Below are 24,078 nucleotides of genomic sequence, written 5' to 3'. Positions count from 1 at the left end.
CGTAAGTTGCGTTTTGTGCAAACATTAATGGACACAAAACAAAGCGTCACAAACTTAGGGGAAAATTTGGGGGATGTCAGACAAACTACAAGAAGTGCTTAACTGTCCTCTGCTCTACGACTTATGAGGTTGTGGGGCAATTTTATATTTTACAACTTATTTCCCATCTTAATGATGGATAAGAAAAAAAATTATCAAACAAATTAATTAACCGTTGTTGGCTAGTAGTAAATGTTTAAGCATTTATTACTAGCCAATTTGTGCTATAAAAGCCGAAAAATGTAGGGATAACGAAACGGTTTATCTGGATCGCTTAAAACATTGGCAAGTGCCCAAATCGTTAGTCCCCAATGTAGAAGATATCCTAACCATGCCAATGGAAGTAGTAAACCAAAGGTGACAAAAATCAACACGGTAATAATTGCACCATAAAGCCAGACATTAAAGTGGAAATTAATGGCTTCTTTGGCATTTTCCCTCACAACGGGGTCATCACTGACGAATAGCATGGCAATAGGTACACCAACAGATACAAATGCCGTACTAAAAAAGATGGCTCCGTGACACAGTGCTGATAGAAGCTTTCGCTTGTCCGTGTCGTACATTTAGTATCTCCGATTAAATCAAGTTTTAACTTACCCTATCGACCCTATCACGAGCATCGTTGTCTTAAGATTAAAAGACTCGCTAAAGTTGGAAAAAGTTAAGTTAAGTTAAATTACAAGGCGATCGCATATCAATTATGTCTACTGAACTTCAATCTGAACTCGATCAAGCTGTTAAACAACGTCGCAATTTTGCGATTATTTCCCACCCTGATGCTGGGAAAACTACGCTGACAGAAAAGCTACTTTTATACGGAGGTGCGATTCACGAAGCTGGAGCCGTAAAAGCACGCAGAGCGCAGCGCAAAGCGACTTCTGACTGGATGGCAATGGAACAACAAAGAGGTATTTCCATAACTTCGACGGTGTTGCAGTTTGAATATCAGCATTGTCAAATAAATTTATTAGATACCCCAGGACACCAAGATTTCAGTGAAGATACTTACAGAACTTTAGCCGCAGCGGATAACGCGGTGATGTTGATTGACACGGCTAAGGGATTGGAAGCGCAAACCCGAAAGTTGTTTGAAGTGTGTAAAATGCGGGGTATTCCGATTTTTACATTTATCAACAAGCTTGATCGCCCAGGCAGAGAACCTTTAGAATTGTTGGATGAAATTGAGCAAGAATTAGGCTTGCAAACTTATGCGGTAAACTGGCCCATTGGGATGGGCGATCGCTTTAAAGGTGTATTCGACCGACACAAACAGCAAATTCACCTCTTTGAACGCAGCGCTCACGGTAGTCGCGAAGCCCGGAATACAATAATTGACTTAGGCGATGCAAAAATAGAAGAACTATTAGAAGAAGAACTTTACTATCAACTGAAAAACGATTTAGAACTTCTCGAAGGAGTCGGACCGGAACTTGATTTAGATTTGGTGCATCAAGGAAAAATGACCCCTGTATTTTTCGGTAGCGCCATGACCAACTTTGGGGTAGAATTATTCCTCAAATACTTCCTCGACTACGCCCTGCAACCAGGTGTTCATAATAGCAGCGTCGGCGAAGTTCCCCCCACCTATCCGGAGTTTTCGGGATTTGTTTTCAAACTTCAGGCGAACATGGACCCGAAACATCGCGATCGCGTGGCATTTATCCGCGTCTGTACAGGGAAATTTGAAAAAGATATGACGGTGAATCACGCTCGCACTGGTAAGATTATCCGTCTATCTCGTCCCCAAAAATTATTTGCTCAAGAACGAGAATCCATTGATGTAGCTTATGCAGGGGATGTTATTGGTTTAAATAATCCTGGTGTTTTTGCGATCGGCGATACAATTTACGTTGGGCAGAAGTTGGAGTATGAAGGTATCCCCTATTTCTCGCCAGAATTATTCGCGATTCTCAGAAATCCCAACCCCTCTAAATTTAAACAATTTCAAAAAGGTATTTCCGAATTGCGCGAAGAAGGTGCAGTACAAATTATGTACTCAACTGATGAAGCCAAACGCGATCCAATTTTGGCAGCAGTAGGTCAGTTGCAATTTGAGGTGGTACAGTTTCGCTTGCAAAATGAATATGGTGTGGAAACCCAGCTGGAATTATTGCCCTACAGCGTCGCTCGCTGGGTTGAAGGTGGTTGGGAACCTTTGAATAAGGTGGGACGTTTATTCAACACCACTACGGTCAAAGACAGCATGGATCGCCCAGTATTGCTATTCCGGAATGAATGGAATTGTCAGCAATTAGAACAAGACCATCCAGAATTGAAATTGAGCGCAATAGCGCCGGTGTTTTCCAGTCAACCAATGGAGGGATAATTCATTGGTTATGGCACTCATCGAACCCGGATGATTTATGAGGATAAGTTCACAGAAATTGGAGTCCAGGAATTTCTATGCCGACCAATGCCGAATCACCTTTGGAGGCTGGTTTGGCTGCCCTGAAACAAGGGGATTATAAAAATGCGATCGCTCAACTAGAACCGATTGCTAGCAATACTGATGCTCGTTTGGTTACTGTATTGCAAGCTAAAGTCGGGTTGGTGATGGCTTATGCACGCAGCGGCGATAACTCTAGAGCGATCGCCCTGTGTCAAACTCTTACAGAGATTAACAATCCTCAAGTTAAGCAGTGGGCAGACCGCGCCCTCAAAGAATTAACAAAACCAAAAAAATCTGATATACAATCAAAAAAATCGGAAACTGCATTTGTCCCGATTAAAAATTCCCACGAAAATTATCGCCCAGAACCGGAGCCACTTAACCCATTAAATTCGTCGGTAACACAAGTAGTAGTCAAAATTAATAATCCCAGCAACGAATCAGATAACTTTTTACCACCAACTAATCGACTTGCCAAAAATACACAAATGTATTGGCGTCATGCTGGACGCGCAAAGGTATGGCAACCGAGGCATAAATCAAATTTACTACCTTTACGGCTGCTCACAGCAGGAACATTCGTTGCTATCTTTTGGGTGATCCGGGCAATTCTGAGGCTGCTGATGCATTGGAGCAATAATATTTTATCTAATATCCGCTTGCAGCCTTTGCAGCTTTTTTATCGAGATCCAACTCAATTTCTATTGATAGCATTGGGCATTCTGATATTAGCATCCCCTTGGTTGTTAGATTGGTTGCTGGCTAACTTTTATGGAGGGCGAGATTTGCCAAAAGAAACCTTAAATATTCACAGTCGAGAGACGATACGACTGCTACAACGTTACTGTCAACAACGACGGTGGCGATCGCCCAAATTAAGCGTTTTACCAATCGCGGCACCAATTGCCTTGAGTTACGGTTATTTACCCCGCACTGCTCGAATTGTAGTTAGCCAAGGGTTATTAGAGCAACTAGCAGATGATGAAATCGCTACGATATATGGCAGTGAGTTGGCGCATATTGCCCACGGTGATTGTGTGGTAATGTCTTTGCTCTTGCTGGTAACTTTGCCGATTTATCGAGTATATGAACAAGTTTCCCAGTGGACGGACAAAATATCAAACAAAATTTTGCAAGTACCGGGAGTAGTTATATCTAGTCTGGCTTATGGGGTTTGGTGTTTGCTAACTGGCACGGCTTTATGGTTATCTAAGGTGCGGCTTTATTATAGCGATCGCCTAGCTGCCGAAATCACCGGTAATCCGAATGCTTTGGTTCGCGCTTTACTAAAAATTTCTATTGGGGTTGCAACTGATATCGAAAAGCAAGAACAGACTTCTGGGCAGCTTGAAAGTCTGAATATCTTAGCACCAGTCAGCTATCAACAGAGCCTTTGTTTAGGTAGTATTGCTGGGAAAATTCCTTTTGAATCATTTTTAATGTGGGATAGTCTCAATCCTTATCGTCAATGGTTTACAATCAACAATAGTCACCCAATAATTGGCGATCGCATCCAACGCCTTTGTGAAATAGCTCGTCATTGGCATCTAGACCTAGAACTATATCTCACCAACCAACAACCTTTAAAAATCAAGCGTCATTCTCTTATTTTACAAATCGCGCCTTTTTTAGGAATTCCTTTTGGTTTGATGTTTGCTGGTATTTTATGCCTAATCTGGCAAATAGCATTCGCATTCAAGTTGTTAAATTTGAAGTGGATATACGACGATTGGTCATTCGTTACAGGTTGCGTACTTATTGGCATTAGCATCGGTATTTTCATGCGGATTCTTTATTTCTTTCCCGATGCAGATATGAAACCTTCGATACTGCAAAGTTTCTGGACTGATGCTAGCAACATTGTACACACTGGCGATCGCTTGCCCAATTTCTTAGCTAACCCATCAGCCCTTCCTATCGATAGTATCAGAGTGCGTCTTGTCGGTAAGTTATTAGGTCGTCGCGGCACTAGCAATTCCCTAGAACAAGACTTAATTTTACAAACTAACACTGGTTTAGTGAAATTACATCATATTTCTGGGCTGTTACAGTTAGCCAATCCCCAAGACTGGATTGGTCGGCAAATTACTGTCACAGGTTGGTTTCGTCGAGGTGCTACTCCTTGGATTGATATCCAAAGCTTAGAAACTCAAAACGGTCAAACTATTAATAGTCATCATCTTCTTTGGTCTATGATTTTGGCAGTTGCAGCACTAGCTTGGGGTGGGTACATCCTTCTGAAGGGGTAGTTGATGGTTAATGGTTGATGGTTGATGGTTAATGGTTGATGGTTGATGGTTGATGGTTGATGGTTATCCACTAACCACCATCCACTAACCACTATCCACTAACCACCATCCACTAACCACCATCCACTAACCACCATCCGCAGAATGTAAACAAAAGTTGCAGATTATTTTCGCCCATGTTAAATTTATTTGCAAAAATCGCAACTGAGATAACTAAGCTTCCGAGCTTAAGGTTTAGTTTTGTCTGTTTGAACCAATTTATCTGCCTCAATGCTGACAACAGAGCAACAAATCAACCAGCCATTAGGTGGTTTTTATTTCTCAAACACAAAAAAAGGGAGAAAATATGTATTTTATGTTACGATGCAATCATGATATTGTCGTAAATGTCAGCGTGGAACTGGCTACGTAGAAAATACCGTGGTAATGTAAAGAATGGCGTTTGGTTATCCCGAACAAGGGCATAGAAAAAGTTTTTTGTGGCAGGCAGTGTGCCGTTAAATTTACAAATCTTAGAATTAAGGTGTAAAAGAGCGTTGTCGCGCTTGACTATTAAACAATTTGATCCTGGCGAAAAACTGTATTGTATAGGTTGACAGTTTGGAGTGTAAAAGTTGGTTCATGGCAGTTTTGATCAAAAGCATCTATATAAAAGCCAAAACCAAGGGATTGTTTTCTTGCCCAATCATAATTCATCTAATGGAGGTATAGTTCATGTCCGTTCGCCTATACATAGGTAATTTGCCGAAAGAAGAAATAGACCGTCAAGAACTGCAAGCAGTTTTTGCTGAAGAAGGTGAAGCTGTCACCACCAAACTAATCAAAGACCGGAAAACAGGCAAATGTCGTGGATTCGGTTTTCTGACAGTTAACGACGACGAACATGCAGACCAAATTATTGAAAAATATAATGGTCGCACGTTCAAAGACACTGCCATTAAGTTAGAGAAGGCATTACCTCGCACGAAAGGTGAGGAAAATGAAGACCAGCAGCAGCCGCAACCGCTGCAACAAGCAGTTCCGAAACCAGTTACTGTAAGTAACGCTGGAAACCCTGTTCCTAACACTGGTGAAAAAAGCAGCCGTCGCGATAAAAGCTCTAAAAAGCCTCGTCGCGGTGGTGGTAGTGCTTCTAGCAATACCAGCAGCAGCACCAACGACTCTGATGCGGTTCGTCCAGATCCCCGTTGGGCATCTGAACTAGAAAAGCTCAAGGAAATGTTAGCTGCACAAGCGACAAATTAATTCATGTCGCAGATAAATTAAAAATTAAAAATCAATTTAAGTTGATTTTTAATTTTTAATTGTCGTTTAATTTAGCTAAGGGGTAGTTGCAGCGATTGTTGTAAATGCGATCGCAATTCTTGGGCAAACTGCTCTCTATGGCTAAAATTATCAGTGCGAATTGGTTTGCGTTCAGGATCTAACATCCAGCCGTAATCGCTACCTAGACGTAGCTTGTCTTGGTAGTCGGCAATTGAGACAATAAGCCCAGGTGAAGGACTGTTGTCTACACCGAGGACGCGAAATACATAATTAAAAGTATTCTGCTTGCCAGAAACGACGGTAGAGGGTTGACCGTATTCAGCCAAGAGATGCGATCGCACAAGCGCGACTAAACCAGGTTTTTCCAAATCATCCAGAGTGCGAACTGCCAGAGTCAGGGCGAAGTAAAACTCTTCAACAGGAATAAATTCTAATTGCATAGGCATATTTTACCGCTTCATGTTCCCATAAATTAGGCGATGGGGTGAAAACACCCAAAATCATAGACTTCTTGCACTCCCAAAGGGGAAAGGGAAGGGGAAGTCCTTAGCATACCTTTATAACAGTTGCATATTTTTGTATATATAAATACTTTTTATTATCTAAAGATAGATTTTTTAAATGGTTCCCATAAATGAATTCTCAAGATTGATTCATCTTCGGTGATATAAACTATTACTTTCTTATATATTTATTATTATTTATCAGAAAGTATTTTATGTTACAAAAATGTCGCAGGTAGTAATATAGTATATTCTCCAAGTTAAACTTCAACCACTTACTTGTCTGCAAAAAAAATGTAGTAAGGGCATTGTTTGGATTATAGAAATATATCTTAGCCCTTAAATAACACTTTTTTCAGGAGATAAATAAGTGAAAGTTCCAGTTTTGAAAGTGTTTATACATATAAGTATTGGGCATCTTTTCCAAATGAAAAGATGTCTAAAAACGTATGAATTAGCAATTTGAAGATAGGTTAATTTACGTAATGTTCCGGAAGTGATTAAGTTTATTTTATGAATGTTATTAGAAATAAATATAGGATTTTCTGTATAAAGCAATTAAATATAGACACTTAACCAAAAAGAATATTTCTACTAGCAGATGTGAAAAGATATGTGACATATTAAATTAAAATAACAATATGTAAACTTTATTGACTAACTGTGAAGTAAAAGCTAGGCGCAAGCTTGGAATTACCTAAAACTTTCTTAAATCAGCAACACAACACACAAATCATGGACTCTACAACTCAACGACGTATTGCCTTAATTTCAGTCCACGGAGATCCCGCGATTGAGATTGGAAAAGAAGAAGCTGGAGGACAGAATGTTTACGTGCGGAATGTGGGTGAAGCATTGGGTCAGTTAGGATGGCAAGTTGATATGTTTACCCGCAAAGTAAGTGCAAAGCAAGAGACGATTGTGCAACATAGCGAAAATTGTCGAACAATTCGTTTGCAAGCTGGTGAACTTGAGTTTGTACCGCGTGATGATCTTTTTGAGTATTTGCCAGAATTTATAGATAATTTTCTTCAATTCCAAGCAGAAAATGGCTTTACATATTCGTTGATTCACACAAATTACTGGCTGTCTAGCTGGGTAGGAATGCAATTGAAGAAAATTCAAGGAAGCAAACAAGTTCATACCTACCACTCTTTGGGAGCAGTTAAATACAACACAATAGAAGATATTCCTGAGATTGCTAGTCAGCGTTTAACAGTGGAAAAAGAAGTGTTGGAGACAGCAGAAAGGATTGTAGCGACCAGTCCGCAAGAAAAAGAACACATGCGCGAATTGGTTTCACATAAAGGTAATATCGATATTATTCCCTGCGGTACAGACATTCGTAAATTCGGTTGCATTGATAAAGTTGCAGCTAGAACCAAATTGGGAATAGCAAGCGATGCCAAAGTTGTAATGTATGTGGGACGTTTTGACCCCCGCAAAGGTATAGAAACCTTAGTGCGTGCAGTGGCTGAGTCTAAGTTGCGTGGAAATGAAAACCTGCAATTAATTATCGGTGGTGGTAGTCGTCCTGGTCAAAGCGATGGCATCGAACGCGATCGCATCGAAAGCATTGTCAAAGAATTGGGAATAAGCGATATTACCACTTTCCCAGGTCGCCTCAGTCAAGAAATTCTGCCAACTTACTACGCAGCTGCGGATGTTTCTGTAGTTCCCAGTCACTACGAACCGTTTGGACTAGTAGCGATTGAAGCGATGGCTTGTAGTACACCAGTAGTCGCGAGTGATGTCGGTGGATTGCAGTATACAGTTGTTCCTGAAGAAACTGGTTTATTAGCACCACCACAAGATGTAGCCGGTTTTGCAGATGCAATTGACCGAATTCTACTCGATCCAGAATGGGCAGAAAAATTAGGTAAAGGTGGTAGAAAGCGCGTTGAAAGCAAGTTTAGTTGGGATGGTGTCGCAACTCAGCTAAGTGAACTTTACACCGAACTGTTGCAGCCAGAGTCAGTACCGCCGGCAACAGCAAAAGAATTAATGCAGTCAACAAGCGAATTAGTGCAATCAACAGCAAAAGAACTAGTGGATTCAACAGTAGAATTAGTCCAATCAACACTAAAAGAACCACTTTTGGTTGCGAAATAACGCTCTTAGGTAACAGATAATGGTGAGTGAGGAATTTGGAACTAAGCAATAATTTGCCGTTCCTTGTCCTCACTCACCATTATCAGGGGAGGGGAAAAGGGGAAAGGAAAAAATTATATTCGTTTAATCAGTGGACTTTTTACTTTTTAAATTATTTATTAGACATCGACCGAATTTAAATATGCGTTATCCAGAATTATTAGAGACGTAGCACTGCTACGTCTCTACATTCTTTTTGACTATTAGACATCTCCAGAAAAGACGTAAAGACGTTCCGTCGGAACGTCTCTACATTCTTTTTCGGAGATGTCTATTATATAGATGAAGACAAATCTCATGCCTATGCACTGTTCTAATGCAGCATATAAGAATGGTGTAAATGCAAAGCCCTTTATCGTCAAAAATCGCACTATAAGTTAAAACTCAGCGATAGAATCAATTAACTTAAAACCCCAAGGTTTGAGAGCTGCGATCGCTAGTTCTCTATCTACACCATCATAAGCTTCCCATTCGGACGGGTGATCTTTAGGATGTCCGTCACCGACATTACCTGCAACTTTTATTATCGGAGAGTTTGACAAGCGATCGCGCTCCAGCCCTTTTGGAAGTGCTAGTTTAAGTTTGTGACCGATGAACTTCGATCCGGTTGAATTATTAGCTACAGATTCACGGATTAAACAGATATCACCAGCAGTCCCCCAAGTAGTTGGGTAGATGTGGAGAAAAGATATATAGCTTTCTGGTTTGATGGCTCTTTTTAGAACTTCCATTATCTGTAATCCTTACAGTGTGAGTGAAAAATCATATAAATATTTTCTCTCACTAGCTGCAACTATTTTTATTTTGCAAGCCTGCTCAAGATACAGTTTATCCAAGTAAGTGCTGCTGTATATATCTGGGAAGTGCAATCTCCTGCAATGCGATCGCTCCTAGAATTATGTATAGAGCTGACGGCTACTTGTCAACCGAAAAGTATTGAAACTCTCATCGGATCAATGGATTTGCGTTTTGTGCTGCTGAAATTATGGTTTGCTCAATTCTCTTCAACCTAGTCTCTGGACGTTTTGCACTGTCAATCCAAAATAGAATGTTCTTCTTCAATGAATTACTAAACCCCTCGAAATTATGGTTGGCTGAAGAGTTTGCTTCTAAGGCTTGCTTCAAATCTATCGGAATGGTCAATGCTTCAATCGCATCCAAGGAGTTCCATGAGCCATCTTGTTTGGCAGCTTCAATTTTTTCTAGACCTACCTGAGTCATCAAGCCTTGTTCGATTAGCTCTTGAATATATTGCTTATTTAATTTTGACCATACACTTTTGGGTTTGCGAGGTGTGAAGATTTGCTGATAACGGTCTTCATCCAATGATTTTACTTTACTGTCAATCCAACCAAAGCATAAAGCTTCTTTGACTGCTTCGCTGTATTTAACGCTTGTTTTACCGCTTTTGACCTTGTAGTAAATCAACCATATACCAGGCAAGGTGAGATGAAACTTTTCCAACCACTGCCGCCATTTTTTGCGATCGCTGGCATAAATAGATTCCAGTTGGTCATCAAATTTTGGCATTACCGAAGATTGTAGGGGATTTTAACGTTGAAAGCCCAATAGATAACTTTAATAGGACTTACGCACTCAGTCACGAGAAAACAAGATTTTGAGATTGCTTCCTTGCGTCGCAATGACGGAAATACGTAGTTCGTGCGTAAGTCCTAAAGAAGCATATCGCTAACGATCGCACTCTTTCTCTCCAAATCACACCAAATTTATACCACACAACACCCATCAATTGTAACTTCAAACTGCGATCGCTCTCTCTTACCTCTTCCTTCGCGGTTCAATTCTCATTCCTAATTGACAAAGCGCGATCGCATTTTCTATCTACAGCAGCTTGTCTAGTGTAATCGGCAAATCGCGGACGCGCTTGCCTGTTGCGTGGTAAACTGCGTTGGCGATCGCCGCAGCAACTCCGGTAATGCCAATTTCACCAATTCCCTTGATGCCAAGGGGGTTTACATGGGGATCGTGCTCATCCACAAACAACACTTCAATTGCCGTAACGTCTGCATTAACTGGCACATGATATTCAGCTAAGTCACGGTTGACAACACGTCCTAGATTAGGGTCAATTACAGTGTGTTCCATTAACGCCATGCCAATACCATAGACAATCCCACCAACGAGTTGACTATTGGCTGTCTTCGCATTCAGCAAGCGTCCAACACCAAAGCTGCCTACCCAGCGCGTTACCCGGACTTCACCCGAATCAGGGTTAACCCGGACTTCTGCAAACTGGGCGCCAAATGAATGCATGGAATACTTATCTTTTTCCTCTCCCGGCTTGGCATCTGCACGCGCTTCGATCATTTTCAATTTATGCCGTCCGAGAATTGCTCCATAAGTTTCGGTTGCGGATGATTTATTCTTTAAGAAAAGGCTGCCATTCTCGGCAATCACATCCTCAGCATTTGAGCCGTAGAGAGGCGATTTTTGATCGGCAAGTGCCAATTGCATCAGCTTACTGCGAGCTTCAGTTCCCGCCAAATGTACCGACGAGCCTACACTAGCAGCGGTTTGTGAGCCACCGGAAACCGGCGTTTCTGGTAGATTAGTATCACCCAACTCGATGCGGATTTTCTCAACTGGTATACCGATCGCTTCAGCGGCAACTTGAGTCATTACAGTATAAGTTCCCGTACCAATATCTTGGGAACCAGTTCGGATAACGGCTGTACCATCTGCCATAATTTGAGCGATCGCCGATGCTGGAGAACGGTAAGTAGGGTGTGTAGCCGTTGCCATCCCCCAACCGATCAAATAATTGCCATCCCGCATCGAACGAGGGGTAGGATTGCGCTTTTGCCAGCCAAATCGCTCTGCCCCTACTTTGTAACACTCTCTGAGTGACTTGCTCGACCAAGGCAATCCTTTACTCGGATCGACTTCAGCATAGTTACGCAAACGCAACTCCACCGGATCGATCTTCAGTTTGTAAGCAAGTTCGTCCATTGCCGATTCTAAGGCAAAGGAGCCGGAAGCTTCTCCTGGCGCACGCATGAAAGTTGGTGTTCCCTGATCAAGCTGAACTAGACGATGGCTGGTTTCAATATTCGCGCAAGCGTACATCATCCGTGCGCTTTTACCAACCGGTTCGATAAATTCATCGAATGTTGAAGTCTGGGAAGTTCCAGCGTGTCGCAGTGCGGTTAATTTTCCTTCGCGGGTTGCACCTAGAGTAACTTGTTGAATTGTTTCTGGTCGGAAGCCAACAGATCCATACATTTGGATGCGTCCCAACACCAGCTTAACTGGACGCTTAACCTGCCGTGATGCGATCGCTGCTAAAGGCACATGCGACCAAGCCGAACCTTTGCCACCAAAGCCACCACCGACATAATAAGACATAACGCGGACATTCTTTGGTTCAATTCCCAATACTCCGGCAACTTTTTGTTGAGCGGGAAAAACCCCCTGAGTGGCATCATACAGCAGCAATTGATCGCCTTGCCAAACCGCTGTTGTCGCATGAGGTTCCATCGCATTGTGATTTTCCACCGGGGTGGTATAAGTTTGCTCGACGCGGACAGCAGCACTTGCTAGTCCCTGAGTGACATTGCCTACAGATGCATCGGGTGGTTCGTTTCTGGGAATTTTCCCCTTAGGGATGTATGCTTTAGAGAGGTTCTCCCGCATATTTATGGTCGGCTTCTCTTCCTCATAGCGAACTTGCACCAACGAGGCAGCGTGCATCGCTTGTTCAAAGGTATCGGCAACCACAATACCAATATGCTGACCGCTATAAAGTACAATGTTATCTTGTAGCACTTGCAGCTTGCGACCGCCTCCTTTATCTCCAAATGCTTTTGGTGCGTTGAGGTGAGTAATAACTGCTAGTACACCCGGTAATCGCTCCGCTGCTTTTGGATCAATTTGAGTGATTTTACCTTTAGCGATCGCACTTTGAATTGTCACTCCATATGCAAGCTTGGCAACGGGAAACTCAGCCGAGTAACGCGCACCACCAGTTACTTTCAGATATCCATCAACTCTATTTAGCGGTTTACCGACAACTTTGTTTCTATCTGGTGTATTCATGCCATCCCTCCCACCGTTGTCAGTGCCTTGACAATTGTGCGTTTAGTTAGTTCTACTTTAAATGCGTTGTACTTTTGCGTTTTCGCTCCCCGGATAGCAACCTCAGCCGCTGCTTGAAATGTTGCCTGGTTTGGTTGCTTATTTACGAGTGCTTTTTCAGCTTCGTAGGCACGCCAAGGCTTTGTTCCTACCCCACCAAGGGCAATGCGTGCCGTTTGAATGATCCCATTTTGAATATCTAATGCAGCCGCAACTGATGCCATTGCAAAGGCATAAGAAGCGCGATCGCGTACTTTTAAATAGTGCGATCGCTTTGCAAAATTAGAAACAGGCAAGTCAACGGCAACAATTAACTCACCATGTTGCAAAACTGTTTCCCGTTCTGGTGTACTGCCCGGTACAAGATGAAAATCTACCAGGGGAATACTACGCGCTCCCTTGGGACCCCGTGTCTGCACAACTGCATCAAGTGCTACCATTGCCACAGCCATGTCAGAAGGATGAGTGGCAATGCAGCGATCGCTTCCGCCGAGAATAGCATGAATGCGGTTGTAGCCCTCAATCGCCGGACAGCCGGAACCAGGAACCCGCTTGTTACATGGCATAGAAGTGTCGCGGAAGTAGTAGCAGCGAGTACGTTGCAGCAAATTTCCGCCTACTGATGCCATATTTCTTAGTTGCGGTGATGCACCAGACAACAACGCTTCAGACAGCACAGGGTAGCGATCGCGAATCATTGCATCATATGCAACCTGGTTATTACGTGCCATTGCCCCAATCCGCACGCTGTTACCCTGCATTTCTATCTTGGTTAGCGGCAGTAAGTTAATGTCAACTAACTCTCTTGGTGTCTGCACATTCAGCTTCATCAAATCGATTAAGCTAGTACCACCGGCAAGATACGAGGCTTGAGCAACTGGAGTCACCAATGCTACAGCATTATCCGCTTGTCCTGGTTTCTTATAGCTAAACGGCTGCATCTTTTTTTCCTTCTAACACATCGCGCACAGCATTGACAATATTTGGATAAGCACCGCAACGGCAGATATTGCCGCTCATCAGTTCGCGAATATCGGCATCAGATTTAGCGTGTCCTTCTTTTACCAAACCCACCGCCGAACAAATCTGTCCCGGTGTACAATAGCCGCACTGAAACGCATCGCGGGCAATAAACGCGGCTTGCATTGGGTGGAGTTTTTCTCCTTGTGCTAAACCTTCGATAGTTGTAATTTTCGCGTCGGTGTGCATAATGGCAAATGTCAGGCAGGAATTAATTCGCTGCCCATCAACTAGCACCGTACAAGCACCGCATTGACCGTGGTCGCAACCTTTTTTAGTACCAGTCAAATTTAAACGCTCACGCAGCACATCGAGTAGTGTGACACGAGGATCGATTTTTAGCGCGTGTTGTGTTCCATTTATATGTAGTTTGACATCAACAAAATTACTTGGTATTGCTGATAGAGTATTAGACTGAGGGTTTGCTTGAGCTTGGGTCTTTGTTCCCAAATTCTCCAACATAGCCCCCAATGTACTTGCGATCGCAACCTGACCAAACCTTCGGCGTTTAAACCTCAGCCTCATATCTACAATTTTAAAGTTGTAAGTTTAACTCGCATATTAGAAAAAATGTTGTAGTAAAATATCTGTCCGCAGTCTGAAGTTGTCTTGAAGACAAAGTTGCGATCGTTATTTGCCTAACAGATGTACATTTTAAATTAATCTTATAACTTAGCATCTTCAACCAATTATTGCTACTCTTAAGGCAGTAAATTACGATTTATTCACAGATTTATATCTTCAGCTTAAACTTCATCCTATGCTCATCGAATTTAGTGTCGGCAACTACAGATCGTTTAAAGAGCAAGTCACCTTTAGTATGGTGGCAGCTAACCTTGTCGCACAAGATAAAAAGCTTGATGAAAACAACGTTTTTGAAATAGATGATGATTTAAAACTACTTAAAAGCGCGGCAATATATGGTGCAAATGCTAGTGGTAAAAGTAACCTGGCTAAAGCTTTAAATTTCATGAAATGGTTCATGGTTAATTCTTCTAAAGAAACTCAAAGCACCGAAAAAATAGGTGTTGAGCGATTTCAACTTAGCAGTGAAACCGAAGCTAAACCATCTTTGTTTGAAATAGTATTTTTAATGAATGGCAAGAAATATAGATACGGATTCGAGGCAACTCGTGACAAAGTTGTCTCTGAATGGTTATTTTATGTTCCTAAATCAAGAGAAACTAAACTTTTTAAGCGCACACTGGACAATATTAGTGTTTCTAAAGCATATAAAGCTAATGGTATTCAGGAGAGGACAAGAGATAATGCCCTCTTCTTGTCTGTATCTGCTCAATTTAATGTCAAGATTGCAGAAAAAATCTTAGATTGGCTGACTAACAGTATCAATGTTGTCTCTAGTTTAAATGATAGAGGCTATCGAGGATACACAGTTAGTTGTTTCATGAATAACGAAAATAAAGATGAAATTCTTCAGTTACTCAAAAAATTAGATTTGGGATTTAGCGATGTACAGGTAGAAAAAATTGAGGTGACTGTTGATTCTTTGCCTAGTGAACTGCCTGATGAAATAAGAAAAATTATTAGAACAAATGCGGCAGTAAAAGCAATATCAGTTAAAACCATACACCGAAAATTTGATGAAGCAGGAAATATTATATCTACAGAAATTTTTAATTTAGATAATCAAGAGTCTGAGGGAACTCAAAAAGTCTTTGCTTTGGCAGGACTTCTTGTTGATACACTGAAAAATGGTAAAGTTCTAATCATTGATGAATTCGATGCTAGAATTCATCCTTTGATCAGCCGTGCAATTGTTGAATTATTTAATTCCAACGAAACGAATTCAAATAATGCTCAGTTAATATTCATGACTCACGATACGAATTTACTTAGCAATCAGCTTTTTCGTAAGGATCAGATTTGGTTTGTTGAAAAAAATAGATATGGTGCAACAGATTTGTACTCTTTAGCAGAATATAATATACCTAACGATGCGTCATTTGAGAGTGATTATATTAAAGGTAGATATGGTGCAATTCCATATATCGGAAGTTTGAATCATCTAATCGACTCTCATGCCTAGAAAAAAGGAAAACTATCGTGGATATCACGAACGAAAAGTTAATACTAGGGAAATCAGGCAGAGATTCTTGATTGTATGTGAAGGAGCAAAAACCGAACCTAACTACTTTAGGAGTTTTCGTGTTTCTAAAGATGTCGCTGAAATAAATGTGCAGGGTAGGGGAGAGAATCCAAGCAAATTAGTTGAAAGCGCAAAGGAACTAAATCAGCAAGATGATTACGATCAGGTTTGGTGTGTTTTTGATCGTAATTCTTGGACTAAAGAAGATTTTAATAATGCTATTAATAATGCTAATGATCAAAAATTTAAAGTAGCTTATTCTAATGAAGCGTTTGAACTATGGTATGTCCTGCATTTTGAATTTCTCAATACTGGTATTCCTCGAAGTGATTATCTTCGGAAGCTAACTTCTTTACTTGGTCGTAAATATCAGAAGAATAGCGAAATGATTTATGATGAGCTACTTGAGAAGCAATCTTTTGCTATTAGAAATGCTGAAAAACTTCTCAAACAATACGATCCTCACAATCCAGAGAAAGACAATCCATCAACAACAGTGCATCTGTTAGTGCAGGAACTGAACAAGTTTATTCAGTAAACAGACTCTCCGCGTCTACGTACTACTCACCAATTAGTGCGTAGACGCGGTTTTGTAATTGCATCACTCCGTTATGCCAATACGTCGGTTCGTTATGCCAATACGTCAGTCCGTTATGCCAATACGTCAGTCCGTTATGCCAATACGTCGGTCCGTTATGCCAATACGTCGGTCCGTTATGCCAATACGTCAGTCCGTTATGCCAATACGTCAGTCCGTTATGCCAATACGTCAGTCCGTTATGCCAATACGTCGGTCCGTTATGTTAAATCAACCTTTCTAACCTTGCCCTATCTGAAAATTTCACCTTTCTGTTATTTTTTTTGTTGCAATGGGTACATTAAATATACAATTTACTAAGTATGCATGTATGGCTCCCCAAAATACAACAAACCGTTTGCGCTCTCAAACTATTAGTCAAGATATTGACTCATTGCACGGTTTGCAAACCGTCAGCACCTATAACACAACCCGTGCTGATGCCTCTAATGCTAACTTACAGCAAGCTTATCAGGCGATGTTGATTTCTCAACAAACCGAAACCGAGAAACTAGCTATATATCGTGCTGCTGCTGATGCTGCCCGATTAGCAGAATGGGAATTTCATAATGCTGTTTTAGCGATGAAAGAAGTCGTGCGGGGGCAATATGGATCAGATAGCGATCAAGCTCAAGCGGTGGGATTGAAGAAAAAATCAGACCGCAAGCGTCCTTCGCGCAAAAAGTCGGTTGCAATGGCAAGTTAATCAAGGTGAACTATTTTAGTGTAAAGCGATCGCCCTTAAAGAAAAGTTGGCGATTGCTTTTTTTAAGTTTTTAATTGCAGCGTTGCGGCAAGTCCCTGAAACAGAAGCGACTTGACTGTTATAGAACTTACGCACTGTACAAAACCACTATCTTGTGTATTAACGTAAATACGTTGTTCCAGGCGTTTGAATGTCACTTATGATTGTTGGCGATCGCAATAATCAATTGAAAAATCTAGCTAGAAGCCTTGAAAACTATACCTGTCATTTTGGCTTTTCTGTCAATGCGTAAGTCCTAAATATATCCTTGAGCATAGGGAAGATGACGAAGCGTTTTCAATTTACGTTGAAAGATTTAAAAACCCTGAGGCAAAGGTGTATCCACCACCGAAAAGTTTAGATGACCCAGAAATTGACATAATACTTCGTGAGCATTTGGAGCAGCGGCACAATCCAGCGTAAAAGTAATGGTATTCTAATTCAGTTAAAGTCCAATGTGCTTTCGTTTCCAGCCATTCGATAACTTCTTGTTTTTGCTGCGAACCAAGTAACCGCTATGATAGTTGAGGTCTGCTATGCTTTGACTAGATGAAAATAGAAGCATAGCGATCGCCAACACTTGAATGTCAATAATTAATCGCTTTGCAACCAGTTGACTTTACCACTCTCACAGCTGCTTGTAGCGAAATCCGCGCTAACTGGCTACCATCACGCCTAGAGCAAGTTCATCAGCGCGATCGCTATACTATTGCTGTGGCATTACGCACCTTAAAACATCGAGGTTGGCTAGAGATTTCTTGGCATCCTCAAGCTGCTCATATTTGTATTGGCGATCCGCCACCCAGAAAACCTGATACATTTACATTTAGTCAACAATTAGTCCATCAATTAGGTGGTTTAGCGCTGGTTGCAATTGAAGCGATCGCACCTTGGGAACGTGTGATTAATTTGCAGTTTGCTCGTCGTCCAGGTGAAACCGCATTATATCACCTGTATGCTGAAATCATGGGCAAATATAGCAATGTCATCCTCACTGATGCCAAGAATGAAATTATCACTGCCGCACATCAAGTTAGTCAGCAACAATCTACTGTCCGTCCAATTCAAACTGGACAATTTTACGAAATTCCACCCAAACTTACTAATACTACCCCCAATTTGAGCGAATCTCAACAACGCTGGCAAGAACGAGTCAGCTTAGTACCAGGAGCGATCAAGCGTCAGTTACTCAAAAGTTATAGCGGTTTGAGTGCAGCACTGTTAGATACTATGTTACAGGTAGCTTCGTTAGATCCAGAAGCCGCAACCGATACCTTGCAACCCGACGATTGGCAAAGATTATTTCAGCGCTGGCAAGAATGGTTACAAGCTTTGGAGGAGCAAAAATTTCACCCAGCTTGGACAAATAATGGATACACTGTAATGGGTTGGGGTGGAGTTGCACCAGTCAAAGATATCCAAGAATTAGTTTACCGCTATTATACAGACGAAATCAATCAACAGGTATTTTCTCAACTCCGCCATCAGCTGACTCAGAAGCTAAATAATATTTTGGCAAAATTACGGCTGAAGGCTGATACATTTAAAAAACGCTTGCAACAATCAGAGCAAGCCGATGAATATCGCCAAAAAGCTGATTTATTAATGGCGTATCTGCAAGAATGGGAACCAGGGATGAAGGAAATTACCCTTGCAGACTTTGAGAATGGTAAACCTGTAGCGATCGCACTTCAACCCGATAAAAATGCAGTGCAGAATGCCCAAAGCCTTTACAAACAGCATCAAAAACTCAAACGTGTCAAAAATGCTGTAGAACCGTTGCTAGCAGAAGTCAATGGTGAAATTGGATATTTAGAACAAGTAGAAGATGCGATCGCGCAAATAGACAAGTATCAAACGATAGAAGATTTAGAAGCTTTAGACGAAATCCGCGAAGAACTGATTGGACAAAAGTATCTAGAAGATCCAGAATACCGCAACCGCACTTCTAATGAAGCTGCTAGCACTAACTTTCATCGTTACCGCACTCCCAGCGGTTTTGAAATCTTAATTGGTCGCAACAATCGCCAAAATGATTATCTAACGTTTCGTGTCGCCGGCGATTATGATTTGTGGTTTCATGCTCAAGAAATTCCCGGTAGCCATGTTCTACTACGTTTAGAACCCGGTGCTGTGCCAGAAGAAGCTGATTTGCAATTTACCGCCAATCTTGCTGTATACTACAGTCGCGCTCGTCAAACCGATCAAGCACCTGTAGTCTATACTGAGCCAAAGCACGTTTATAAACCCAAAGGAGCCAAACCGGGAATTGCCATTTATAAACAAGAGCGCATCCTTTGGGGACAACCGCAATTAGTCAATAAGTAATGGGCATTGGTAATTGGTAATCGATAAGAATCATCTCCTTGTCCCCTTGTCTCCCACTCCCCCACTCCCCCAATATCCATTGAATTATTCTTAAAGATAGAGGCTGATTGTTTTTTTCTTATCTTTTTTTATTAAATCGCAATAAAAAAAGTGTGTTGACTGCTACAATATTGTGAAGAAAGATTGCTCGTCAAGTTTTGGGAACGCGCAATTCGGATTAACTCTTTTGAGAAGACAACGTTAAAACATTTTAAAGACCAGCTGTGGGAGGCTGGTCTTTTTTTTATATCCGTGTTTTTCTAAAAGCTACTTTTGTTTCTTGTCGTTCCACAACTACTCCGTTAAATCCACAATAGATTTTCTTTTTCTTCCTCCTGACAGGGTTTGAAAATGGTGGACTTTACTTAGATATAGAATAATCAAGTAATAAAAAATACTAAATAATAATATTTTTAAGTATACAGGACTTACGCACTCATCTCACCAAAACCTTGAATTGAAGTAGGGGCAATTCATGAATTGCCCCTACAAGAAGATTTTTCGGCTTAGAAGGTGAAGGTGGTTCTCAAGGCACCAATCACAACATCATCGTTATTATTGTTATGATCTGGCGCTGTTAACCAAATTACTCCTGGGGTGATAGAGATATTGTCGCTCACTTGATACTGGTAGAAAGCTTCAATGTGATATGAAGTATCTCTGTCTCTGGAGATTTCATTGATGCTGGAACCTGTTACTTTTGGTTCCATCCCAAAAATGATACCAGCTAAATTGCCTTTTTTACCCAAGTCTGGGAATCCCAAAGTTACTGCCCAATTCCAAATATCAAGTTCTCCCCGGTCAACTAATCCTCCCTCAGTGGATAAATTGCGTGCGTTAGTGTAGCCTACCCAACCACCCAAAACAAATTTATCGCTCAGACCTAACGATGCTTCTATACCGTAGGAATTACTCGCAAACGGTACATTCACTTCACCGGGTTCTCCCGTAACAGCAGGAGGAGCAACAAGTTGAGATCCCAGGAATGATATCGGATTTGCCCGATTGCTGCCAGTACCCAACTCTTGATTGTAGGCATTGATGTAAGTAAAGCCAATGGTAAAGCGATCGCTTGGTTTAAATGTTAGCTGTGCCAACGCTCCATAAGGTCCATTGAACAAACCATTATCAGAAGTCGGATCATTAGCTGTACTTCCTAAATACCCTAACGAAAGAGATAACTTATCACCGAACTCTTGATTTATTCCCAACCCCGCACCATCCAGATGGTAATAAATTGAGTTACGCACACCAAAGCTCGATAAAGCACCAGATCCACCATCTCCATCAAAGATATTCACAGTATTAGTAATGTCGTCTGCTGCACCGGCATTGGCAAGAACAATCACCTGTGTCTTTTCGCCAATGGGAAATTTATAATACAATGCATCAATGAAAGCATCATTGCTAGCATCTGCACTAGTTTCGCCAAAAAATAGACTACCCTCTGGTGTGCGAATGTTAGGGCTGACAATATTATTAGTCTGGATTCTGGTAAAAAGTTCATCTTTGCCTGTGAAGCTAGTATTAAATTCTATACGTACCCGCGCTCCCAGTGTTGTATTTTGCTCTTCAATTCTCTCATCATTAACTCTTCTTCCCCCCAAAACATCGCTGACAACAGCGACAACTTCACCACTTAGTTTAGTTGTGGTAGAAAATTGATTGGCTTCTAACTCGGCAGTTTTTGCTTCTACTGCATCCACACGACCACGCAGAGTAGCCAATTCCGCAGCAAATTGCTCTTGCAATCTTTGCAATGTGGCTAAATCTTCTTTTGTTACCAAATCAGTTGTAGCTGTAGCGATTAGTTCGTTAACTCGATCTAAACAAGCATTCAAACCAGCCGCAAACTCATACCTTGTCATCGCTCGATTACCGCGATATGTGCCATTCGGGTATCCTGCAATACAGCCATATCGTTCTACCAACGATTGCAACGCTTGGAATGCCCAGTCTGTGGGTTTGACATCTGAAAGCTGAGAAACTGAGTTCACTTGTGACATCTTTTGGTCTTCGGTGTTACTCTCACTCACTAGCGGGTCAGTTATTTCCCAAGTGGTTGAAGTTTCTCCTCCCATAGCTCCAGAACCAACAAATAGCATCGCACCGAACACTGCTGGAGTAGCCAACAAAGACTTCCATACTGTTTTCATTTTTTTGCTCACACCTACTACTGTCTTTCTATGACAGCTTGTCTTATTAAAAAGTCTTCTCAATTAATTTATCAGATTAACAGATTTTTAATAATAAAAAATTATTACTCTTGAAGTAATATCAAGTTCGGATAATTAGTTATAATTCCCGCAGTTATTGCACCCCACCCCCAGCCCCTCCCCGTGAACGGGGAGGGGAGCAAAAGCGTAGCTTTGGCGGGGTGGGGTTCTTCGGTTTTAATAAGTAATCAAGCGAACTTGAAGTAAAGCCAGAGGAGAAGCGGCATTATGCTATTGCAAATATATAGATAGCAGACTTTGGCGCGTTAGCCGTACCCTGCGGGAAGCAAGCTATGCGGAGCGTCTCGTAGAGAATGCTTTGGCAGAGCCATCGCTCTTTTAAATATATTGCAAACATACCGAGAATGAGAATTATTATTCTCATTCTGAGATAGAATAAGTCTCATTGTCAATACGCAAGCGTCTTTTAAAAGGGGAAAAAACAGTGTTCTCGAATCGTGTAGTAAATAAAACAGGCAGCAGCATTTTGTCTTTTGTTGCTTTATTACTGCTGACCCTTGCAGGATGTAGCCAAGCAAACACAAATCAGGCAACAAGTTCAGTTAAATCACCGAAAATACAAGAGGCTACATCTTGGCAAAGAGGCAAAACAAAGATAGTGACAACGTTTTTACCGATGTATATATTTACCAAAGCGGTGACTGGAGATGTAGCAGATGTAGAAATTTTACTGCCTCCGGGTACGGAGGTGCATGAATACCAAGCTACACCGAACAACGTGAAAGCGATCGCAACTGCAAATGTATTGGTAAAAAATGGCTTGGGTTTAGAAGAATTTCTCGAAAATACAGTAAAAAATGCCCAAAATCCTAAATTAGCTCAAATTGATGCCAGCAAAAATATTAAACCTTTAAATGAAATTTCTCCGGTAGAAAAAACCACGAAAGAAGAACACGAACACGCTGAGAGAAATCCCCACGTCTGGTTAGATCCAGTTTTGGCTAAACAGCAAGTTATCAATATTCGCGATGGTTTAATAGTTGCTGACCCGGCAAATAAAGCTACTTATGAAGCGAATACAGCAAATTATATTAAACAATTAGAAAGTTTAAATAACGAATTTGAACAGACTTTAGAAAAGACTCCTAATTGTACCTTTGTCACCTTCCATGATGCATATCCATACTTAGCACAACGCTATAAACTAAAACAGCTTGCTGTAGTAGAAATTCCAGAAGATCAACTTACACCAGGAGATGTGCAAAACGCAGTTAATGCAGTAAAAAAGTACAAAGTTAAAACTTTATTTAGCGAACCAGGAGTAGATAATAGATTGCTATCTAGTCTTTCTAAAGATTTGAATTTGACTTTACGTCCGCTGGATTCTTTGGAGACTGGTAAAACAGATCCACAATATTATTTTGAAGCGATGAAAGCTAATTTGCAAACTTTAGAAACTGCTTGCAAATAAAGACGCGAAATTTCGCGTCTCTACAAATTAGGAGTTAAAAAGTATTGTGCCTGTTAATAACATTCAGACAATGGACTAATAACTAATGACTAATAACATTCCTGTTTTAAAAGTAGACGGATTAACTGTATATCAAGGCAAAACAACTGCCGTGAGAGATGTTTCTTTTGAATTATTGCCACAAACAAATACAGCTATAGTTGGTCCCAATGGTGCGGGTAAAAGTACTTTAGTCCAAGCGATTTTAGATTTGATTCCGCGCAGTAGTGGCACAATTGAAATATTTGGTCGCCCAATTACAAGGTTAGGGCATTTACGTCATCAGTTGGGTTATATGCCGCAAAATTTTATATTTGACCGCAGTTTTCCGATTTCTGTTAGTGAATTGGTAGGACTAGGATGGGTGAAAAAAGGGGACAGGGGGGATAGGAGGGACGACAAGGGGACAAGGGGACAAGGGGACAAGTCATTTTTTCATAGGTTGTGGAAACAAGATTCGGAAAAATCAGTAGCAGTAATAGAAGCTTTGCAAAGAACGGATGCTTACCATGTCCGAAATCAAGCTATTGGTACTCTTAGCGGTGGTCAATTAAAGCGAGTGTTGCTAGCTTATTGCTTAGTGATACCAAGGAGACTTTTGATATTAGATGAAGCTTTTGCTGGAGTCGATATGCAAGGTGTGGCGGATTTTTATGCTTTGCTGAATGAATTAAAGCAGGAAGAGGGTTGGACGGTGTTGCAGATTTCTCATGATATTGATATGGTAAGTCGGCATTGCGATCGCGTTCTTTGTCTTAATCAAACTATTGTTTGTACTGGAAAGCCAGAAATTGCTTTATCCCCAGAAAATCTGTTAGCAACATACAGTCCTCTTTTCAGTCGCTACCATCATCACCACAACTAAAAAATTAAGTATTAA

At 41.2% G+C, this 24,078-nt stretch carries 18 protein-coding genes and 1 pseudogene; 11 read left to right on the top strand and 8 right to left on the bottom strand.

Annotated features, from left to right (window positions below):
• Positions 1-263: 263 nt before the first annotated feature.
• The gene (locus tag TOL9009_RS0118635) at positions 264-605 is read right to left on the bottom strand and encodes a DUF4870 domain-containing protein (protein ID WP_029634126.1); all 342 of its coding nucleotides are present in this window, start codon (positions 603-605) and stop codon (positions 264-266) included.
• A gap of 137 nt (positions 606-742) precedes the next feature.
• Between TOL9009_RS0118635 and TOL9009_RS0118630 the strand changes: the two genes are divergently transcribed.
• The 3 genes from TOL9009_RS0118630 (at position 743) to TOL9009_RS0118615 (ending at position 5,925) form a co-directional block, all read left to right on the top strand.
• A complete protein-coding gene (locus TOL9009_RS0118630) occupies positions 743-2,368 on the top strand; it encodes a peptide chain release factor 3 (RefSeq protein WP_029634125.1) in 1,626 nt (541 codons plus the stop codon).
• A gap of 77 nt (positions 2,369-2,445) precedes the next feature.
• A complete protein-coding gene (locus TOL9009_RS0118625; protein ID WP_029634124.1) occupies positions 2,446-4,680 on the top strand; it encodes a M48 family metallopeptidase in 2,235 nt (744 codons plus the stop codon).
• A 714-nt stretch (positions 4,681-5,394) separates the two neighbouring features.
• Entirely contained in the window at positions 5,395-5,925 is a 531-nt protein-coding gene (locus tag TOL9009_RS0118615) for an RNA recognition motif domain-containing protein (protein ID WP_029634123.1), read from the top strand.
• Positions 5,926-5,996: 71 nt separating this feature from the next.
• Here the strand turns inward: TOL9009_RS0118615 and TOL9009_RS0118610 are convergent, their stop codons facing one another.
• Positions 5,997-6,386, bottom strand: a complete 390-nt coding sequence (locus TOL9009_RS0118610; protein WP_029634122.1) for a hypothetical protein — start codon at positions 6,384-6,386, stop codon at positions 5,997-5,999.
• Positions 6,387-7,184: 798 nt separating this feature from the next.
• Here TOL9009_RS0118610 and TOL9009_RS39695 point away from each other — a divergent pair.
• A pseudogene (locus tag TOL9009_RS39695) lies at positions 7,185-8,432 on the top strand (glycosyltransferase family 4 protein); the annotation flags it as partial.
• A 545-nt stretch (positions 8,433-8,977) separates the two neighbouring features.
• Here TOL9009_RS39695 and TOL9009_RS0118600 read toward each other — a convergent pair.
• The 5 genes from TOL9009_RS0118600 to TOL9009_RS39690 all read right to left on the bottom strand — a co-directional run bounded on the left by TOL9009_RS0118600 (position 8,978) and on the right by TOL9009_RS39690 (position 14,240).
• A complete protein-coding gene (locus TOL9009_RS0118600; RefSeq protein WP_029634121.1) occupies positions 8,978-9,331 on the bottom strand; it encodes a hypothetical protein in 354 nt (117 codons plus the stop codon).
• A gap of 214 nt (positions 9,332-9,545) precedes the next feature.
• Positions 9,546-10,130, bottom strand: a complete 585-nt coding sequence (locus tag TOL9009_RS0118595; RefSeq protein ID WP_029634120.1) for a YdeI/OmpD-associated family protein — start codon at positions 10,128-10,130, stop codon at positions 9,546-9,548.
• Between the two features lie 312 nt (positions 10,131-10,442).
• Entirely contained in the window at positions 10,443-12,656 is a 2,214-nt protein-coding gene (locus TOL9009_RS0118590) for a xanthine dehydrogenase family protein molybdopterin-binding subunit (RefSeq protein ID WP_029634119.1), read from the bottom strand.
• Positions 12,653-13,636 carry an FAD binding domain-containing protein gene (locus TOL9009_RS0118585; protein WP_029634118.1) on the bottom strand — a complete coding sequence of 328 codons (984 nt, stop codon included), beginning with the start codon at positions 13,634-13,636 and terminating at the stop codon, positions 12,653-12,655. Before TOL9009_RS0118585 ends, TOL9009_RS0118590 begins: the two co-directional genes overlap by 4 nt.
• Positions 13,623-14,240 (bottom strand): (2Fe-2S)-binding protein, encoded by a 618-nt coding sequence (locus tag TOL9009_RS39690; protein WP_029634117.1) that lies wholly within the window; start codon positions 14,238-14,240, stop codon positions 13,623-13,625. Before TOL9009_RS39690 ends, TOL9009_RS0118585 begins: the two co-directional genes overlap by 14 nt.
• Positions 14,241-14,475: 235 nt before the next feature.
• Between TOL9009_RS39690 and TOL9009_RS0118575 the strand changes: the two genes are divergently transcribed.
• The 5 genes from TOL9009_RS0118575 to TOL9009_RS0118560 all read left to right on the top strand — a co-directional run bounded on the left by TOL9009_RS0118575 (position 14,476) and on the right by TOL9009_RS0118560 (position 19,472).
• Positions 14,476-15,762 (top strand): AAA family ATPase, encoded by a 1,287-nt coding sequence (locus TOL9009_RS0118575; protein ID WP_029634116.1) that lies wholly within the window; start codon positions 14,476-14,478, stop codon positions 15,760-15,762.
• Complete coding sequence (locus tag TOL9009_RS0118570) at positions 15,755-16,360, top strand: RloB family protein (RefSeq protein WP_029634115.1); 606 nt, start codon at positions 15,755-15,757, stop codon at positions 16,358-16,360. Before TOL9009_RS0118575 ends, TOL9009_RS0118570 begins: the two co-directional genes overlap by 8 nt.
• Positions 16,361-16,730: 370 nt before the next feature.
• Positions 16,731-17,105: a hypothetical protein gene (locus tag TOL9009_RS0118565; RefSeq protein WP_029634114.1), complete on the top strand. Its 375-nt coding sequence runs from the start codon at positions 16,731-16,733 to the stop codon at positions 17,103-17,105.
• Positions 17,106-17,366: 261 nt separating this feature from the next.
• Positions 17,367-17,567, top strand: coding sequence for a DUF6887 family protein (locus TOL9009_RS50565; protein WP_072022150.1), 201 nt, complete (start codon positions 17,367-17,369; stop codon positions 17,565-17,567).
• A 180-nt stretch (positions 17,568-17,747) separates the two neighbouring features.
• Entirely contained in the window at positions 17,748-19,472 is a 1,725-nt protein-coding gene (locus TOL9009_RS0118560; RefSeq protein ID WP_029634113.1) for an Rqc2 family fibronectin-binding protein, read from the top strand.
• Between the two features lie 545 nt (positions 19,473-20,017).
• On the opposite strand, the gene TOL9009_RS0118555 is transcribed toward TOL9009_RS0118560, so the two are convergent.
• Entirely contained in the window at positions 20,018-21,667 is a 1,650-nt protein-coding gene (locus TOL9009_RS0118555) for an iron uptake porin (protein WP_029634112.1), read from the bottom strand.
• A gap of 505 nt (positions 21,668-22,172) precedes the next feature.
• On the opposite strand from TOL9009_RS0118555, the gene TOL9009_RS0118550 reads away from it, so the two are divergent.
• Together TOL9009_RS0118550 and TOL9009_RS0118545 are read left to right on the top strand one after the other, a co-directional pair.
• On the top strand, positions 22,173-23,159 hold the full coding sequence (locus tag TOL9009_RS0118550) for a metal ABC transporter substrate-binding protein (protein ID WP_029634111.1): 987 nt from the start codon (positions 22,173-22,175) through the stop codon (positions 23,157-23,159).
• 85 nt (positions 23,160-23,244) lie between these two features.
• Entirely contained in the window at positions 23,245-24,063 is an 819-nt protein-coding gene (locus TOL9009_RS0118545) for a metal ABC transporter ATP-binding protein (protein WP_029634110.1), read from the top strand.
• Positions 24,064-24,078 lie beyond the last annotated feature (15 nt).

The sequence above is a fragment of the [Scytonema hofmanni] UTEX 2349 genome, from assembly GCF_000582685.1.
Taxonomy (GTDB): Bacteria; Cyanobacteriota; Cyanobacteriia; order Cyanobacteriales; family Nostocaceae; genus Hassallia; species Hassallia hofmanni.
Note: the sequence above shows the minus strand (reverse complement) of the source record. Positions and strands in the feature narration are given on the sequence as shown.

Excerpts from the sequence above, each read along its gene's own strand:
- TOL9009_RS0118635 (WP_029634126.1), bottom strand. The coding sequence starts at position 605 with ATGTACGACACGGACAAGCGAAAGCTTCTATCAGCACTGTGTCACGGA.
- TOL9009_RS0118630 (WP_029634125.1), top strand. The coding sequence starts at position 743 with ATGTCTACTGAACTTCAATCTGAACTCGATCAAGCTGTTAAACAACGT.
- TOL9009_RS0118625 (WP_029634124.1), top strand. The coding sequence starts at position 2,446 with ATGCCGACCAATGCCGAATCACCTTTGGAGGCTGGTTTGGCTGCCCTG.
- TOL9009_RS0118615 (WP_029634123.1), top strand. The coding sequence starts at position 5,395 with ATGTCCGTTCGCCTATACATAGGTAATTTGCCGAAAGAAGAAATAGAC.
- TOL9009_RS0118610 (WP_029634122.1), bottom strand. The coding sequence starts at position 6,386 with ATGCAATTAGAATTTATTCCTGTTGAAGAGTTTTACTTCGCCCTGACT.
- TOL9009_RS0118600 (WP_029634121.1), bottom strand. The coding sequence starts at position 9,331 with ATGGAAGTTCTAAAAAGAGCCATCAAACCAGAAAGCTATATATCTTTT.
- TOL9009_RS0118595 (WP_029634120.1), bottom strand. The coding sequence starts at position 10,130 with ATGCCAAAATTTGATGACCAACTGGAATCTATTTATGCCAGCGATCGC.
- TOL9009_RS0118590 (WP_029634119.1), bottom strand. The coding sequence starts at position 12,656 with ATGAATACACCAGATAGAAACAAAGTTGTCGGTAAACCGCTAAATAGA.
- TOL9009_RS0118585 (WP_029634118.1), bottom strand. The coding sequence starts at position 13,636 with ATGCAGCCGTTTAGCTATAAGAAACCAGGACAAGCGGATAATGCTGTA.
- TOL9009_RS39690 (WP_029634117.1), bottom strand. The coding sequence starts at position 14,240 with ATGAGGCTGAGGTTTAAACGCCGAAGGTTTGGTCAGGTTGCGATCGCA.
- TOL9009_RS0118575 (WP_029634116.1), top strand. The coding sequence starts at position 14,476 with ATGCTCATCGAATTTAGTGTCGGCAACTACAGATCGTTTAAAGAGCAA.
- TOL9009_RS0118570 (WP_029634115.1), top strand. The coding sequence starts at position 15,755 with ATGCCTAGAAAAAAGGAAAACTATCGTGGATATCACGAACGAAAAGTT.
- TOL9009_RS0118565 (WP_029634114.1), top strand. The coding sequence starts at position 16,731 with ATGGCTCCCCAAAATACAACAAACCGTTTGCGCTCTCAAACTATTAGT.
- TOL9009_RS0118555 (WP_029634112.1), bottom strand. The coding sequence starts at position 21,667 with ATGAAAACAGTATGGAAGTCTTTGTTGGCTACTCCAGCAGTGTTCGGT.
- TOL9009_RS0118545 (WP_029634110.1), top strand. The coding sequence starts at position 23,245 with ATGACTAATAACATTCCTGTTTTAAAAGTAGACGGATTAACTGTATAT.